Genomic DNA, 14,764 nt, shown 5'->3' on the forward strand with positions numbered 1-14,764 from the left:
ACCATGGTTAGGTCCACGAGCCATCTCCCAAGATGCATTGGTGTTACCGTGCGGCTTGACCAACGCTTTTGAGAACGCGCCACTGGAGGTATTGAGCGCGTCCCATTTCAGTCAGGCTGCGCAATGCAACAACCAGCACCAACAATCCGCCGGAAAGCGCATTGGAGACGTGGCTGGAGACACCGATAATCTGCAGACCTGTTTGAAAATAGCCGACCAGAAGGACAGCCAGAGCGGTGCCGAGAATAGTCCCGGACCCGCCATAGATGCTGGATCCACCCAGAACCACGGCGGTGATTGCCGGCATCAAGGCGGCAGAACCGAAGTCAGAGCGAGCGGAGCCAAAGTAGGAAGCAAGAACCAATCCGGAGAGCGCCGCCATGATGCCCGTCAAGGCATAGGCGATGGTCAGCGTGCGGAACTGCGGGACGCCCGCATATTTCGCGGCGCGCTGGTTCTGGCCAATCAGGTAGATGTAGCGACCAAAGCGGGTGCGATGCAAAAGCAGCATGAACACAACGGTCGCAACAAAGAAGATTACAAGTGGGAACGGCAGACCGAGGACTTCAAGGTTAGCCATTTCGACGAAACTTGCGTCAAAACCGCTGATCCCTTCGTATCCGGAAGCACCGCCCAAACCGGAGAGGACAAGCGCTGCCCCGCTGAACAGGAACGAGGAACCGAGCGTAATGACCAGCGGATTCACCTTGGCAATATGGATCGCAACCGAGTTCAGAATTCCGGTCAAACAGCCAACGCCCAGTGCACCGATACAGGCAATCCAGATATTGACACCGTTCACCCAAAGCAAACCAAGGGTGATGGCAGCCAGCCCCATTACAGAGCCGATGGACAGGTCAATGCCACCAGTGATGATGACGAGGGTCAGGGCCAGAGCCACAATCCCGACATGCACGAAGTCACTGGTTGAGAACAGAAGGGTCGACGGGCGCAAGAAGGCCGGATTGATGGCACCGAACACCAGGATCTCACCAACCAGGAGAACGGCCAGAACCGTCTCCCAGCGTTTCAGGAAACGAAGTCCGTTCATTTGCGCACCTCACTCAGTTCCTTGATTTCAGGGGTTTTCGCGGAGGAAGAAGAGCTTTCCGGCTCCAGGAACTTGCGATACTTGTGGTAGCGCAGGGACGCGCCCATGGCTTCCCGGATTTTTCCGTCAGCAACCAGAACCAGCAGCAGAATTGCACCGGCAATCATATCGTTCCAGAACGCATCCAGACGCAGCATGACCAAGACACTGTCAATGGAAGTCATGAAGTATGCGCCCAAGCCAGCACCAACAACGGTACCTGTGCCGCCGAGCAAGCTGACACCACCCAGAACGCTGGATGCGATTGCTCGCATTTCCATGGCATTACCGGCGGTATTGGGGATGAACCCAATCTGCGCTGCAAAGATGATGCCTGCAAAGGCGGCCAGAATGCCGTTGATTGCATAGGCCGTGAGCTGGACAGAGCGAACTCGGATGCCGAGCAAACGTGCCCCTTCCCGGTTATCACCGACCGCAAACAGCGAGCGACCGAAGGCCGTGTAGCGCAGCCAGCAATGCGTCCCGATCAAGAGAATAAGAACGATCCAGGCAAAGGGAGACAGACCAAGGAATACGGCATGTGACAGCCCCTTGAACCCTTCCGGCAGACCTTCAATCCAACTGCCTCCTGTAGACAGGTGAACCAGACCGCGGAACAGACCCAACGTACCAAGCGTTGCCACAATGGCCGGAACGCGAAGTACTGCGACCATGAAGCCATTGAACAGGCCGCACAAAAGGCCAACAAACAGAGCGACAGCAACGCTGAGGCCTATTCCGTAGCCGCCATTCATCAAAATGCCGGCTATGGCAGCAGACAACCCCATTATGGAGCCGATGGAAACGTCCAATCCACGGGTGGCCATGACCAGCGTAGAGCCGATGGCAATAACTACCAGGATCAGGCTGTTATTGTAGATTGAAACCACCGTATCGAACGAGAGATAGGAAGTATCGACCAGCCCGAGCAGCACAAACAGGATCAGGATGATCGCTGCAACGGATGCCTCACGATTGTTTTGCAGAAACCTGATTAACATGAGCTGGCCCCTTCTTCAGCCGTAACCCCGAATGAAAGCTGAGCAATCGCATCTACGGTGATTTCAGAGCCCCGCAGCTCTCCGCCGGGATAACCATGGTCCATAACCAGAACGCGATGGCTTAGGCGTTGCACTTCTTCGTGGTCTGAGGAAATGAGCAGGATTGCCACACCTTCGGCGGCAAGTTCATCGATCAAACGATAGATGTCGGCACGTACCGCGACATCCACGCCGCGGGTGGGCTCATCCAGAATGAGCACCTTGGGCTTGGCTGCAAGGCACTTCGCCAAGAGGATCTTCTGCTGGTTACCGCCTGACAAGGTTCTCACACTTTGTGATGAGGAGGCGCAGACGATGCCGAGGGATTGAACATATTGCTGAAACCGTTCCTCTTCCGCCTTGAGCGGCAACCAGGAAGGTTCACGGTACAAAACCAGGGCCGACGAGTTCCATGATAACGGCGCGTCCACGAACAAGCCACTGGATTGACGGTCTTCAGGCAGGTAAACGATACCTTGGTCCAAGCTTTGGATCGGAGTTGTGTGCGTCACATCACGCTCATCAAGCGAGACCCGTCCACGCGCCGCACGGCGGATGCCGTAAAGCGTTTCGGCAAGTTCGGTGCGACCTGATCCAACCACGCCGCCGAGGCCCAACACTTCACCTTCATGAAGTGCAAATGAAACGCGGGCAAAACCCTCACCACACAGGTTTTCGACCCTAAGGATTTCCCGACCACCCTTGTAAGGGGCTGGCGCATCTGAGGCATCCAAAGCGGACTTGCCTGCGACTTGGGTCATCGCACGAACGATTTCGGAGTCTGAAAAGCTCTTCGGCGGTCCTGCCAAAACTACACGCCCGTCCCGCAGGATGCTGACCACCTCCGCAATTTCGCGGATTTCGCCCAACTTGTGTGAAATGAAGAAGATTCCGACACCTTGTTCCGACAGGGCGCGCATGCGCTCAAACAGTCTGGATACCTCGCGCGGCGTCAACGCGGATGTCGGTTCATCAAGGATTAGGATACGCGCTCGCCTGATCAGACCTCTGAGGATCTCAACCATTTGCTGGTCTGCCACTTCCAACTGGCCAGCCGGTGTGTGCAGGTCGAGGTTTGAACCGACTTCTTTGATCAGCGTTAACAGTCGTGAACGCAATTCCGTCCGATTTCCGGACATATGCATCAACACGTTTTCTTCAACGCTAAGATTTGGGAACAACATCGGTTCCTGTGGCACCAGATGGATCCCCAACTGGCGAGATAGAACCGGTGTCAAATGATTAGCTTCCTCACCGCAGACGTAAAGATTGCCACGGTCCACCGGATGCAGGCCGGCGATGATCTTCATCAGGGTGGATTTCCCCGCCCCGTTGCCTCCCAGAAGAGCATGGATTTGGCCGGACTCGAGCGTCAGATCAACGCCTTTCAGAACTGATACACTGCCGAAAAATTTCCAGACATTGTCAGCTTTGATGAGTGTTTCGCGTTGGCCAGACGGCTTTATTTCCGTCATTTCAAGCGCACTCCTTGGTATGTTGTCGGCGTAGGTACGCCGTTCTCCCAAACCCGCAACGAACCCCTTCGGTGCAGGTCACCCCAGAACCGCCAGACGCCATAGCCGGCGGGTCCGGAGCCCGGCAGCCCGACACAAGAACTTGCGTCGCACTCCCTTACCGGGCTCCGGTTTCACCTAGATCAGGCGAGTTCCTTGGCTTTTTCGGCCTTGTAGATTTCAATGGCCTTTTCCGGTTTTTCACCGTCATGCACCACGGCACGAACGGCCTTGATCATGCCAACCGGACTGTCGGACTGGAAAATGTTCCGGCCCATATCAACGCCAGATGCACCCTGATCGATTGCCTTGTAGGCCATTGTCAGAGCATCCATTTCCGGAAGCTTTTTACCGCCGGCGATAACGATCGGCACTGGACAGCCAGCAGCCACCTTCTCAAAGCCTTCTTCAACGAAGTAAGTCTTGATGATGTGGGCCCCAAGTTCAGCACAGATGCGGGTCGAAAGACCGAAATACCGTGCATCACGCACCATGTCCTTGCCAACGCCCGTGACAGCCATTGTGGGCACGCCATAGCGGTTCCCTGTGTCAATGAGCTTCACCAGGTTGGCCAGAGACTTGTGCTCATATTCCGCGCCGACGTAGACGTTGGTTGTGATAGCCGAAGCGTTCAAGCGAACTGCATCTTCAATATCGACGGCTACGAGTTCGTTCGACAGCTCAGTCAGAACGCTCATACCACCTGAACACCGCAGCACAACTGGTTTGCGGCTGTCGGCCGGCATGGTTGCTCGAAGACCACCACGGGTGCACATCAAAACGTCTGTATAAGGAACCAACGGGCGGATCGTCAGATCCAGACGCTCCAAGCCGGTTGCCGGACCCTGAAAGTAGCCATGGTCAAATGCCAGCATGACAGTGTTGCCGCTTTTTTCCTGGAAAATGCGGGCCATGCGGTCCTGCATCCCCCAATCCAGAGCATTGGCACCACGAAGCGGGAACGGCTTCACTTCAACCGGTTTGTCGAGCCCGAAATCCTTGCCTTCTCTTACATCATCCAAATCAGCCATGTCGTCCTCCGAGTTACATGTTTGAGCCATCTGACCCGGCCATCCCGACCAAGCGTTCATATGAACAACGACTCGTCAATTGCTCACTCGAGTATTGCTCGTTTGGCGAAAAGGTCAACCATAAGAACGATTCATATATCACTTTGCCGCAACATATGATCATTATCCACTGGCGTGAAATTTCAGGAAAAGGCTGCAAAACCACGAAAAATCCGCATAAAATCAATCATTATACGTAGTATACCGGAGGTAGAATTTAGGAGAAATAAAATCAGCAATTGATCATTTATACCAGTCATGATCAAATGCTCACAATGGAGCTTGGAGGCCCAACGTGAACGAGATGACTGACGATTTCGCTTATGAACCCCACGAAGAAGAGCTACTGAGCCGGGTAGCGTGGTACTATTATCATGACGGCATGACCCAAAGTGATATTGGGTCCCGCTTGAACCTGTCGCGCATCAAGGTCTCGCGCATGCTGGAACGCGGCAGGCGTATGGGCCTGATTCATATACATATTAACTCAAGTTACGGCGGTTGCTTCACACTCGAAAATGAATTGCAGGAATTGTATGGCCTTAAGGAGGTTCGTGTCATTCCGGCAGAGGGAGAAGCTGATTCAACCGTTCGGCTTGCCGAGGCTTCAAGCCAGTACTTGATGAACAAATTGCAAAAGTCTGATCTTCTGGCGGTCGGCTGGGGGGCAACGGTCATGGGGGCACTGCAACGGCTGGCCCAAACGCTGTCTCACCGCGATGTGTCCCTGGTAAGCCTTACCGGTGGGGTTGCCGCCTATATTGAAGGGGTTTCCTCGGGGCGCACCTCCAAGCACGTTCACCTGATACCGGCCCCTCTTCTCGTATCCAACGAGTCATTGGCGGAGAGCCTAAAGACAGAGCGCCACATAGTAGATGTGATGAGCATGGCCAAGACGGCCAACTATGCACTTGTCGGTATTGGGTCCGTTGCCAATCAGGCCACTTTGGTCACATCTGGGTATGCAACCCAATCTCAGTTCGAAGCGTTCCGGCGGCAAGGCGCTGTGGGCGATATCATAGCCTACTTCTACGACGAAGAAGGACAGGTGCTCGATCTTCCGTTCCACCAAACTCTGGTTGGACTCGACCTTGACGCATTGCGTCATATTCCGCAAGTCGTGGCCGCCGCCAGTGGGGAGGACAAAGTCGACGCAATCCGGGCTGCGGCGAAAGGCAAGCACTTTAATGTGCTGATTACAGACGAGCCAACCGCCCAGGCCATCATCAAGGGAGAAAAGAAATGAGTGAGAACCAGGGCTATGTTCTGGCAATTGATGCCGGAACTGGCAGTGGTCGCGCTGTCATTTTTGATGCTCAAGGGAGGCAGATTGCCGTTGGGCAGGAAGAGTGGACCCATCTGAGTGACCCTCGTTATCCGGGATCAATGGAGTTCGATTGCCCGGCGAACTGGGATCTGTTGTGTCGCTGCATCAAGAAGGCTTTGGGAGAAGCCGGGCTGGGCGCGCAGGATATTCTTGCTGTGAGTGGCACCAGTATGCGTGAAGGCATTGTGCTTTACGACGCGGATGGTCAAGAACTGTGGGCCTGTGCCAACGTCGACTCTCGGGCGGCAGACGAGGTGCGCGTCCTTCAGGCCGACGCGCCCCAGTTACAAAAGGATGCCTATGCGATTACCGGGCAGACCTTCGCGCTGGGCGCAATTCCCCGCTTGAAATGGATCCAGAAACACTTGCCAGAGGTGTACGAACGCACTGCGACCATGTCCATGTTGTCTGACTGGATTCTGGCGCGGCTATCAGGCGTCATAGCGTGTGATCCATCCAATGCTGGCACGACAGGTATTTTCTCGCTCGAAACACGGGACTGGGTTCCGGAGATTGCGGGCAAGGCCGGCCTGAAAACCGACATTTTTCCAAAGGTGGTTGAAACCGGTACGGCGATTGGCAAGATAACGGCCAAAGGCGCAGAGGAAACCGGCTTGTCGGCTGGCACTCCTGTCGTCATGGGCGGCGGCGATGTGCAGCTCGGTGCGTTGGGGCTTGGCGTTTCAAGGCCCGGTCAAGCCGCTGTCTTGGGCGGTACTTTCTGGCAGGAAGTGGTCAACATGGGGTCTGCGGCGACTGACGCCAATATGCGTATCCGCGTTAACCCCCACGTGGTTCCCGGCGTCAGTCAGGCCGAGGGCATCGCCTTCATGGTTGGCATGACAACGCGTTGGTTCCGTGACGCGTTTTGTCAGGAAGAAAAGCGCCTTGCAGACGAGCGCGGCATCGATGTGTATGCGCTGCTTGAAGAACAATCCGCTCAGGTTCCCGTCGGTGCCCATGGCATTCTGCCGATTTTCACCGATGTCATGAACTACGGGGCGTGGTATCACGCCGCCCCGTCGCTTTTGAACCTTTCTCTGGACGCCAGCAAATGCGGCAAACCGGAGATCTTCCGTGCTTTGCAGGAAAATGCCGCGATTGTGGCGGCCGAGAATCTGACGATGGCCGCTGATATGGCCGGCGTGACACTTGACGAGATTGTCTTTGCAGGCGGGGCCTCAAAGGGGCGTTTGTGGTGTCAAATTCTGGCCGATGCGACTGGTCTTCCGGTCAAGGTGCCTGAGGTAACGGAAGCAACTGCATTTGCCTGCGGCCTCGCCGCGTGGGTGGGTATCGGCGTGTACCCTTCCCTGCCCGAGGCGGCTGACAAACTCGTTCGCTGGGACCGGCACTATACACCCAATCCGGATACTCACGCGGAATATCGCGAGATCACCCGGAAATGGCGTGAAGCTTATGCGGCACAGCGTCCGTTGGTGGAGCAGAATATTACCCAATCCATGTGGAAGGCCCCAGGGCTATAAAGAGTTGAGAGGACGGCGCTGGCCATGCTCGCGCCCATAGCAAACATGTACAAGACAAGTGAACGCGATCACACCTACCGATTTGACGACCACGGCCCCAAGTATTTGCAACGAGGTCCGCGCTCGGACATTGGCGTGGTGACCCTGCAGCCCGGACAACATTTTCCAGCACACAAGCACTGTCGGATTGAAGAAAACTTTCTGACCATTGAAGGCGAAGTGCATATGTATGTGGACGGCAATCTCCACGTTCTTGGCGTGGGAGATTTCCTGCGCTGTGAGCCTGGAGAAGCTCACTATGTTGTCAATCACGGAGACGTGCCGTGGAAAGCGGTCTTTATCAAGGCGCCCTATGACCCCAAGGACGGTGTGCCGGTCGACTGGACACCCGAACAAGCGGCGTCCTAATCCGCTTTAGCAAACACCTGTCAAGGGTACTGAGTGTCCAATGGCTCAGTGCCCTTGACCTGCCTATCGTCTCCATTTCTTGAACACTGTTTTCAAAGCCTTCCTGGAAATTTGCCTTCGAAATTTCAGGTTTGTCCCTCTAGACTGCCCAAGCGCTTATATAAGAGTTTAGGAGGGAACATGGGACAACTTGTAAACGGAAAGTGGCAACACGGAGAGGTCGGCACAGCCTCAAAGGACGGCACTTTCCAACGGGCAGAATCTGTTTGCCGAAACTGGATCAAAGCCAATGGCTCGACGCAGTTCTTGCCGGAGGTCGGCCGCTATCATCTGTATGTTGCCGATGCTTGCCCTTGGGCCCATCGAACCCGGCTGTTTCGCTGCTTGAAGAACCTTGAGGGCGCAATTTCCCTATCTACCGTCGATCCGTACATGGGCCAGAACGGCTGGTGGTTTTCGGGCGATAGCGACACCGATCCAGACCCGCTTTATGGTGCCGATTACCTTCATGAGATTTATACGCGCAGTGATGCGACTTACACGGGCCGCGTCACTGTACCGGTTTTATGGGACAAGCAGCGGGAATGCATCGTCAGCAACGAATCCGCTGAAATCATTCGGATGCTCAACTCCGAATTTGTCGGCACCGCAGGCAATAGCATTGATTTTTATCCAAAGGCACTACAAAACGAAATCGAACAGCTCAACACACTGATCTACGAGTGCGTGAATAATGGCGTATACCGTTGCGGTTTTGCGCGCACTCAAGAAGCCTATGATAACGCCGTTGCTGGTGTATTTGAGTGCCTTGATCAACTGGAAGGCCGGCTAGGAAATCAACGTTTCCTGTGTGGGAATACTCTCACCGAGGCTGACTGGCGCTTATTTGTCACTTTGGTTCGGTTCGACGCAGTTTATGTAAACCTGTTCCGAACCAATCTGCGCCGTATTGCCGACTATCCGGCGCTTTCTGGTTATCTGCGAGATCTGTATCAATGGGAGGGTGTAGCAGAGACCGTGCACATGCCCAACGTCAAGGCGCACTATTTTAAGTCACTCACCAGCATCAACCCCTTCGGCATCATTGCCAAGGGCCCGGCTAATCTTGATTTGGGCGCACCTCATGACCGGACCCGTTGGACAGCAGAGATCACTTACTTTTAAACCAGATAGATGCTGATTAACCCCGATCTTTCATTTCACGGCGGCGCATCGGCATTCGATCTATGACGGAAAACAACTCGGCCGCGGAAATCGCTGCGTCGCGGCGCAGTTTTACAGTACCGTCCTTCCCCACCAGAATTGCAACACCCTGATTGGGAAGGTCATATTGTTCACGCATAAAGGCTGCGTCTAGTTGGTCAGTTGAAACCTCGTTCACATACACCCGTTCAGCCACAAGACTGATCAACTTCAGGTCACGGTCGTTCATCCCCGCATAATGGTCGTCAAATATAGCGCTTTGTTCAGCCAACAGCAGCGCATTTTCATTTGAGACGCTGACAATCAGCAGTCTGTTTTTCCATAAAAAATCATCAATTTGAGCCGCTGCAGAGGACATGAGCACTCCTGCAAAAACCAACAGACCACAAAGCCACTTCATTTGGGAGCCTTCCTTCTGTCGTTCCCACAGTGTAGATGCCCGCACAGCCTAGATCGAGGTTTCGGGAGCGCATATCCCTCCAAAGCTCAATGATGGACTTCGAGTGGCGTCTTCTCCTCCACCATTGCGTATCTGTGATCCAGAAAATTCAACGAGATTTTTGGAAGAGGTGGTCCAACTTTCTTGGCAATGATGTAGATCAGCCCGGTCATCCGCAGTTCCAGGATTTCGAAACCGGCTGATTGGAACATGCAAAGTAGAGTACGTGGCCAGAAATAAGAAAAATGGCCTTGACCGAGAAGCTGGTAGTTCGGACCCTTGAGCAGGTGATCAGGACAGTCAAGATAGAGCGTCTTAAGGTATAATATCCCATTCCCCTTCAAAAGCGCGTTACAGGTTTTCAAATCCTGAAATGGTTCGTAAGAGTGCTCAAGATAATCGAAGTTGAAAACCATATCAAAGCGTTCGGGCTCAAGACTCAGGTCCCGGGTAAAACCATGGTGCGCGTTGAAGCCAAGATCCTGCATGCGATGCACGCCAGCAAGATTAATCTCGTTTCCTTCCGCCTCCATTTCTTTAAGGCGCGCAGCTTCCATCAAGGTGCCTGCGCCAAAACCCATATCAAAAATGACCTTCGGACGCCTACCGTCATTTGCCTCTTTAAAAAAACCTTCAGCCCGCTCTACAGCCTTTTCGTGTACGGCAAGAACGTTGGGCCGCGAGAGCTTGCGTGTGATGGTCCGTTGGGCACTATCAGCTCCTTCAAAAAAGTCCTTATACAGCGCATCTCGATCGGGTCTGGGAAACGCCATGACCAGATTGCAGTTCACACAGGAATGCAGTTCAAAACGGTCTTTGCCGTACCAGCTCACCTTCGTTGTTTTTAGATAGGGCTTGCTCTCGGTGCTTGCGCAGAAATCACAGCGAAACTTCCTTTGAAATCGCATTCTTTTGCTACCCCTTGCCAGCTGGTTTTGCGTGATCCACCCATCGGCTGCAAGCTACAGGAACACGATCAACCGTGCCTATCCGGCAATGTAAGGGCTCAAATCTCCCTCGCGAATTCTGACTGTTTTTCTTAACGCTTAAAAACGGCACCCTTGCATCGCAAATCACAGGAGTGGGACTTGCATCAACGCAGAAGGCCGAGAGGATCTCGGCCCTCATGGGTATTAAGAGGTGCCCTTTGGGAGATGGTCATTACATTTCAGCCTATTGCCATGTTGATGCGCTCGATCATCACTATGGCATCGCGCTACGCCATGACCACAATATCAGTTTGTGGCGCAAGAACGGAGGCGATGTCGAACTGATTCAGGTGTGGGAACTGGAGCGCTTTTCCGGCGAGAAACACCATCTGCGCGCATTTCGTGACAACACGCATTTCTGGACTTTTGTTGCAGATCGCCTGAGGCCGCTCGGACTTGACACCACCGACATTGTCGGAGTTTGGGGAACGCCGGGCATCAACAGTGTCTCTGCGTCCGGCGGGGACTATTGGCGTCGTTTTGAAGAGTTTCCCCAGCACAGTCTTGCTCATCTGTTTTCCGCACTCATGCTGGACAAATCCATTTTTGATACTGAGACAATTGTGGCTCTGGCCATGGACGGCGGTCCTGACAGCGTTGAAGATGAAGCTAGCCAACGCAAACCCTACTATGTAGGTGCTCTTGTCAAAAACGGCAAAATGTCCTTGTTTCCTGTCGCATCCACGGCTCCTTTGTGGGCTTTGATGCGCCAACGATATGGATTGAAGGAGGGCAGCCTGATGGCCCTTGCCGGGGCCTGCAAAGCTGTGCTGCCTCTTGCCGTCGACGATCCCCCCCTGATCATCCGCAGGCGGGATTTTGAAAAGGCGGACCGTTGGTTCAAGGGGGTGACGCGTCAGGTTGAGGACACGCTATCTTCAACCAGTGGTTCGGAAATTCGTGGCGATCCTCTCTTTACCAGAAAGGAAAACGAAGCTGCGGTCATCGCGCGCCTGATACAACAAAAAACGATTTCCCAAACCAAGCAAATCCTTGCCAAGATCATTGATGAGAATGACGTCACTCCCCAAAACACATATCTGGCGATGTCCGGCGGTTTGGCGCTCAATTGTCCGTTGAACACAGCCCTGATGAAGCAATTTGAGTTTAAAGGATTCCTTGCCCCGCCTTGCGTAAATGATTCAGGGCTTTCTCTCGGACTGGGACTTATGCGTTTTTTCGCTGATGAGCCGGACTTTCGCTTTCGCCTCTCCTCCCCCTACCTCGGTTCCAATGGCACGGATAACCTATCGGACGTTATAAAGGACCCAACCTTTTCTCTTCACATCGAAGATATTTCTCATCCTGAGCTTGAGACCATTTTAAGCGACTTGTTGGACGGACCCATTGTCTGGTTTCAGGGCCAAGCCGAGATTGGCCCCAGGGCACTGGGCCACCGATCTCTCCTTGCTGATCCTCGGGACATAACCTCCCGCGATAGGTTGAACCGGATCAAACAGCGCCAATGGTGGCGGCCGGTCGCCCCGCTTGTTTTGGACGAGTTTTCAAAGGATTGGTTTGAGGAGAGCTTTCCTTCTCCATACATGTTGCATGCATTTCAAGTCAAAGCGGACAAGGCAGCACTAGTCCCCGCAATTTGCCATTTGGATGGCACGGCTCGAGTACAGACGTTAACCATGGAAACAAACCCGGAACTTCATGAGATCCTTAATGCCTTCCATCGGGCCACAGGTGTGCCGATGCTATGCAATACCTCCCTCAATGACCGCAGCGAGCCTATTCTGAACAGCATTTCTGCAGCGCTCGATTTTGCTTTGTCCAAAGAACTCTCCGTTATCTACGCCGATGGAATGCGCATTCAGCTGGGCGCTTTCCAACATCACGACAAGACAGCAACAAACAAAAGGGCTCGGCGCCATTTTAAACCAATGGAAGAGCCCCTTTCTGCGGGGGATGTGCATCGCCTCAATCCGCTTGGTTTCAGTCGGGAAGAGTTGGTTTTGATGCGTCAAATCCCAAAACTGCGCCATGTTGATCACACGGCTCCGGGCACAGCACCGAGACTACAGAGATTGCTGTCTAAACTACGACACAGCTTTGGCAAACAGCCAGATTTTCAGTTCATCGATATGTATCACGACCTACAAGGATCAAACACGCTGGAAGAAGCGCTTGGAAACAGGCAGGCGGAACCGGTTTGTTGTGAGGCGGACAATGGCTGATACAGACCTCAAATCTCGTATTCAACACGCCCGAGAGGCAGAGGAAAAAGGACATTTTCAAAAAGCTCTTACGCATTGGCAAAAAGTGACCGCGTCCCACCCCAATAAACTGCAAGGCCCCCTTGGTGAAATCAGATGCTGCAAACATCTTGGTGCCTTTTCAAAGGCCTGTTCGTGTGCTGAACGCGCGTTGAAACGTTGGCCTGAAAACCCGGCTTTACTTCGCCATTATGCGCAGCTCCATAAGCTAATAGGGGCACCTGAGCAAGCCTTGGCGGCGGCGCGAAAACTGAAACGGGTGTGTCCGGATGATCCAACGGCTGCTCGCATTGAAATACTCAGCCTGTTGGCCCTGCAAAGTTTCCATGAGGCTGGACGGAAGGCAGAGACAGCAGTCCTGCAGTACCCCGACCAGCATAAATTTCGAGAGCTGTACATTCGTGTCTGGCGCAATTTACCGCTTACCGAACAGTCTCTCGCGTTAAGTCGATCATGGTTTCATGACGCCCTCGATGATCCCATCTACTTTCAATTCCATCTGGACTGTCTGGCTGCATTTTCCAGAGCCTCGGAGGCCAAAGATGCCAAGCAACTGCATGCCTCAGCCAGCTTTGGCGGTCTACGCATCGATGATCCACTACTGTTTCAGAAAGCTTTGGACACCCCGCCTCCACTTACACCCTCTACAACAACATTGTCCCGCCGCATTGCGGAGGTGTTACGCCCCGCAGATATGCCGTTTTCAAGGTTTGAAGAGGAGGCCAAATGGGGTGTGAACGCGAACAAAACCGCTTTAACAGCATTTACCGACCTTGCCATGGAGGTCGTCGAAATGGAGGGCGTTTTTTCGCGGGTAGATTTGAAACCGGTCCAAGCGTGCCTGGCAAGAGGCAAAGGGTGCCTTCTGGTTACATCCCATCACGGCCCGGGTGCCGCTGCTGCCTGGTATCTGGACCGGCACCTACCGCACTTCAAACGCATTGGAAACCAACGCAATCTGATGCTATCCAACCGGCAACCGTCTGACGATGCGCCGAACACGCAGGCATCCATTCTGATTGGTGCCTCCCCGCTCCCACACTTGCGCCAGATCATTCGCGACTTGAGTATTGGCCATGCCCTTGCTCTGGCCTGTGACGGCAACTTGTTTCGAAGCACGTTGGATGCACCTCTTTTGAATGGAACCGTAAGGATTTGGGATTTACCCGCCCGTCTCAATCATCGACTGGGAGTTCCAACAGTTTGGTGTCAAGCCTATTGGGATGGCAACAAAATCGCCCTTGATTTTACAGAGATTGAGGTTTTGCCGCGTCCGAAGGATCCTGAAACCCATGAGAGATTCTGGGCTCAACGCTATGCAAACCTGCTGGAAGACCACCTCCGCCGAGGCCCAAGAAACTATAGCTATTCCTCTATTTTCTGGAGTCGTGCCTTGGGACTTTAAGTCGCCCGGTCGGAAAGTGAGACACAATACAACATGACAGATCAGGCTCACGGTCAAGCCACGAAAGAAGCCGGCATCGCAGGCCCGCGAACCGCCGAGCACAAAAAATGGGCTGCGCAGCGTATTCAACAACTCTTGTTGGCCGCTCCACATCTCGAGGAACACTATAAACACGCTCGGCAAGTTATCCGGGCGTTTCGCCGTCCTGCGTTCTATGAAGTATCGACGCGTTGCAACCTGAGCTACCTCCCGAAAATCGGACACTGACGTAAGCTACGATTTGTTGTCTGCTGGTCTTCGAGAAAAGGAGATCAGATATGTCGAAACGCAAGCAGCACTCGCCGGAGTTCAAGGCGAAAGTCGCCCTGGCAGCGTTGAAGGGCGAAGAGACGATATCGGAACTGGCGAGCCGCTTCGGGGTTCATCCGACCATGATCCATCAATGGAAGCGTGCCCTGCTGGAAGGCGCTTCGGACGTTTTTGAACGTGGCGGCAAACGAAAGCCGGAGATTGACGAAGAGCAGGTGAAAGAGCTCCACGCCAAGATCGGGGAGCTGGCGGTTGCCAACG

The 14,764-nt window shown here is 53.8% G+C and carries 13 protein-coding genes; 7 read left to right on the top strand and 6 right to left on the bottom strand.

Features of this window, described 5'->3' with window-relative positions:
• Positions 1–43 precede the first annotated feature (43 nt).
• The 4 genes from G512_RS0106765 to lsrF form a co-directional block, all read right to left on the bottom strand.
• On the bottom strand, positions 44–1,051 hold the full coding sequence (locus G512_RS0106765; RefSeq protein WP_028481061.1) for an ABC transporter permease subunit: 1,008 nt from the start codon (positions 1,049–1,051) through the stop codon (positions 44–46).
• Positions 1,048–2,091 (bottom strand): autoinducer 2 ABC transporter permease LsrC, encoded by a 1,044-nt coding sequence (gene lsrC / locus G512_RS0106770; protein ID WP_028481062.1) that lies wholly within the window; start codon positions 2,089–2,091, stop codon positions 1,048–1,050. The genes G512_RS0106765 and lsrC overlap by 4 nt, the downstream gene beginning before the upstream one ends.
• Positions 2,085–3,605 (bottom strand): autoinducer 2 ABC transporter ATP-binding protein LsrA, encoded by a 1,521-nt coding sequence (gene lsrA, locus G512_RS0106775; protein WP_036488755.1) that lies wholly within the window; start codon positions 3,603–3,605, stop codon positions 2,085–2,087. The genes lsrC and lsrA overlap by 7 nt, the downstream gene beginning before the upstream one ends.
• A gap of 182 nt (positions 3,606–3,787) precedes the next feature.
• The gene (gene lsrF / locus G512_RS0106780) at positions 3,788–4,675 is read right to left on the bottom strand and encodes a 3-hydroxy-5-phosphonooxypentane-2,4-dione thiolase (RefSeq protein WP_028481064.1); all 888 of its coding nucleotides are present in this window, start codon (positions 4,673–4,675) and stop codon (positions 3,788–3,790) included.
• A 343-nt stretch (positions 4,676–5,018) separates the two neighbouring features.
• Here lsrF and G512_RS0106785 point away from each other — a divergent pair, with 343 nt between their 5' ends.
• The 4 genes from G512_RS0106785 (at position 5,019) to G512_RS0106800 (ending at position 9,100) form a co-directional block, all read left to right on the top strand.
• Positions 5,019–5,960, top strand: coding sequence for a sugar-binding domain-containing protein (locus tag G512_RS0106785; protein ID WP_028481065.1), 942 nt, complete (start codon positions 5,019–5,021; stop codon positions 5,958–5,960).
• Positions 5,957–7,528, top strand: a complete 1,572-nt coding sequence (gene lsrK, locus G512_RS0106790) for an autoinducer-2 kinase (protein ID WP_036488758.1) — start codon at positions 5,957–5,959, stop codon at positions 7,526–7,528. The genes G512_RS0106785 and lsrK overlap by 4 nt, the downstream gene beginning before the upstream one ends.
• A gap of 24 nt (positions 7,529–7,552) precedes the next feature.
• Complete coding sequence (locus tag G512_RS0106795; RefSeq protein WP_208974957.1) at positions 7,553–7,936, top strand: cupin domain-containing protein; 384 nt, start codon at positions 7,553–7,555, stop codon at positions 7,934–7,936.
• Positions 7,937–8,116: 180 nt separating this feature from the next.
• Entirely contained in the window at positions 8,117–9,100 is a 984-nt protein-coding gene (locus G512_RS0106800) for a glutathione S-transferase family protein (protein WP_028481068.1), read from the top strand.
• 16 nt (positions 9,101–9,116) lie between these two features.
• Here the strand turns inward: G512_RS0106800 and G512_RS20260 are convergent, their stop codons facing one another.
• Both G512_RS20260 and G512_RS0106810 read right to left on the bottom strand, forming a co-directional pair.
• On the bottom strand, positions 9,117–9,497 hold the full coding sequence (locus G512_RS20260; RefSeq protein ID WP_162143364.1) for a DUF4174 domain-containing protein: 381 nt from the start codon (positions 9,495–9,497) through the stop codon (positions 9,117–9,119).
• Between the two features lie 128 nt (positions 9,498–9,625).
• Positions 9,626–10,486, bottom strand: coding sequence for a methyltransferase domain-containing protein (locus G512_RS0106810; protein ID WP_028481069.1), 861 nt, complete (start codon positions 10,484–10,486; stop codon positions 9,626–9,628).
• 218 nt (positions 10,487–10,704) lie between these two features.
• Between G512_RS0106810 and G512_RS20265 the strand changes: the two genes are divergently transcribed.
• From G512_RS20265 to G512_RS0106830, 3 genes are all read left to right on the top strand, one after another.
• Entirely contained in the window at positions 10,705–12,750 is a 2,046-nt protein-coding gene (locus G512_RS20265; protein ID WP_081657390.1) for a carbamoyltransferase C-terminal domain-containing protein, read from the top strand.
• Positions 12,743–14,194 (top strand): hypothetical protein, encoded by a 1,452-nt coding sequence (locus G512_RS0106820; protein WP_028481070.1) that lies wholly within the window; start codon positions 12,743–12,745, stop codon positions 14,192–14,194. The genes G512_RS20265 and G512_RS0106820 overlap by 8 nt, the downstream gene beginning before the upstream one ends.
• A gap of 317 nt (positions 14,195–14,511) precedes the next feature.
• Positions 14,512–14,764 (top strand): IS3 family transposase (locus G512_RS0106830; RefSeq protein WP_028481072.1); only part of this gene is annotated, 253 nt, incomplete at its 3' end.

This window comes from Pseudovibrio exalbescens DSM 16456 (assembly GCF_000422785.1).
Lineage (GTDB): Bacteria > Pseudomonadota > Alphaproteobacteria > Rhizobiales > Stappiaceae > Pseudovibrio > Pseudovibrio exalbescens.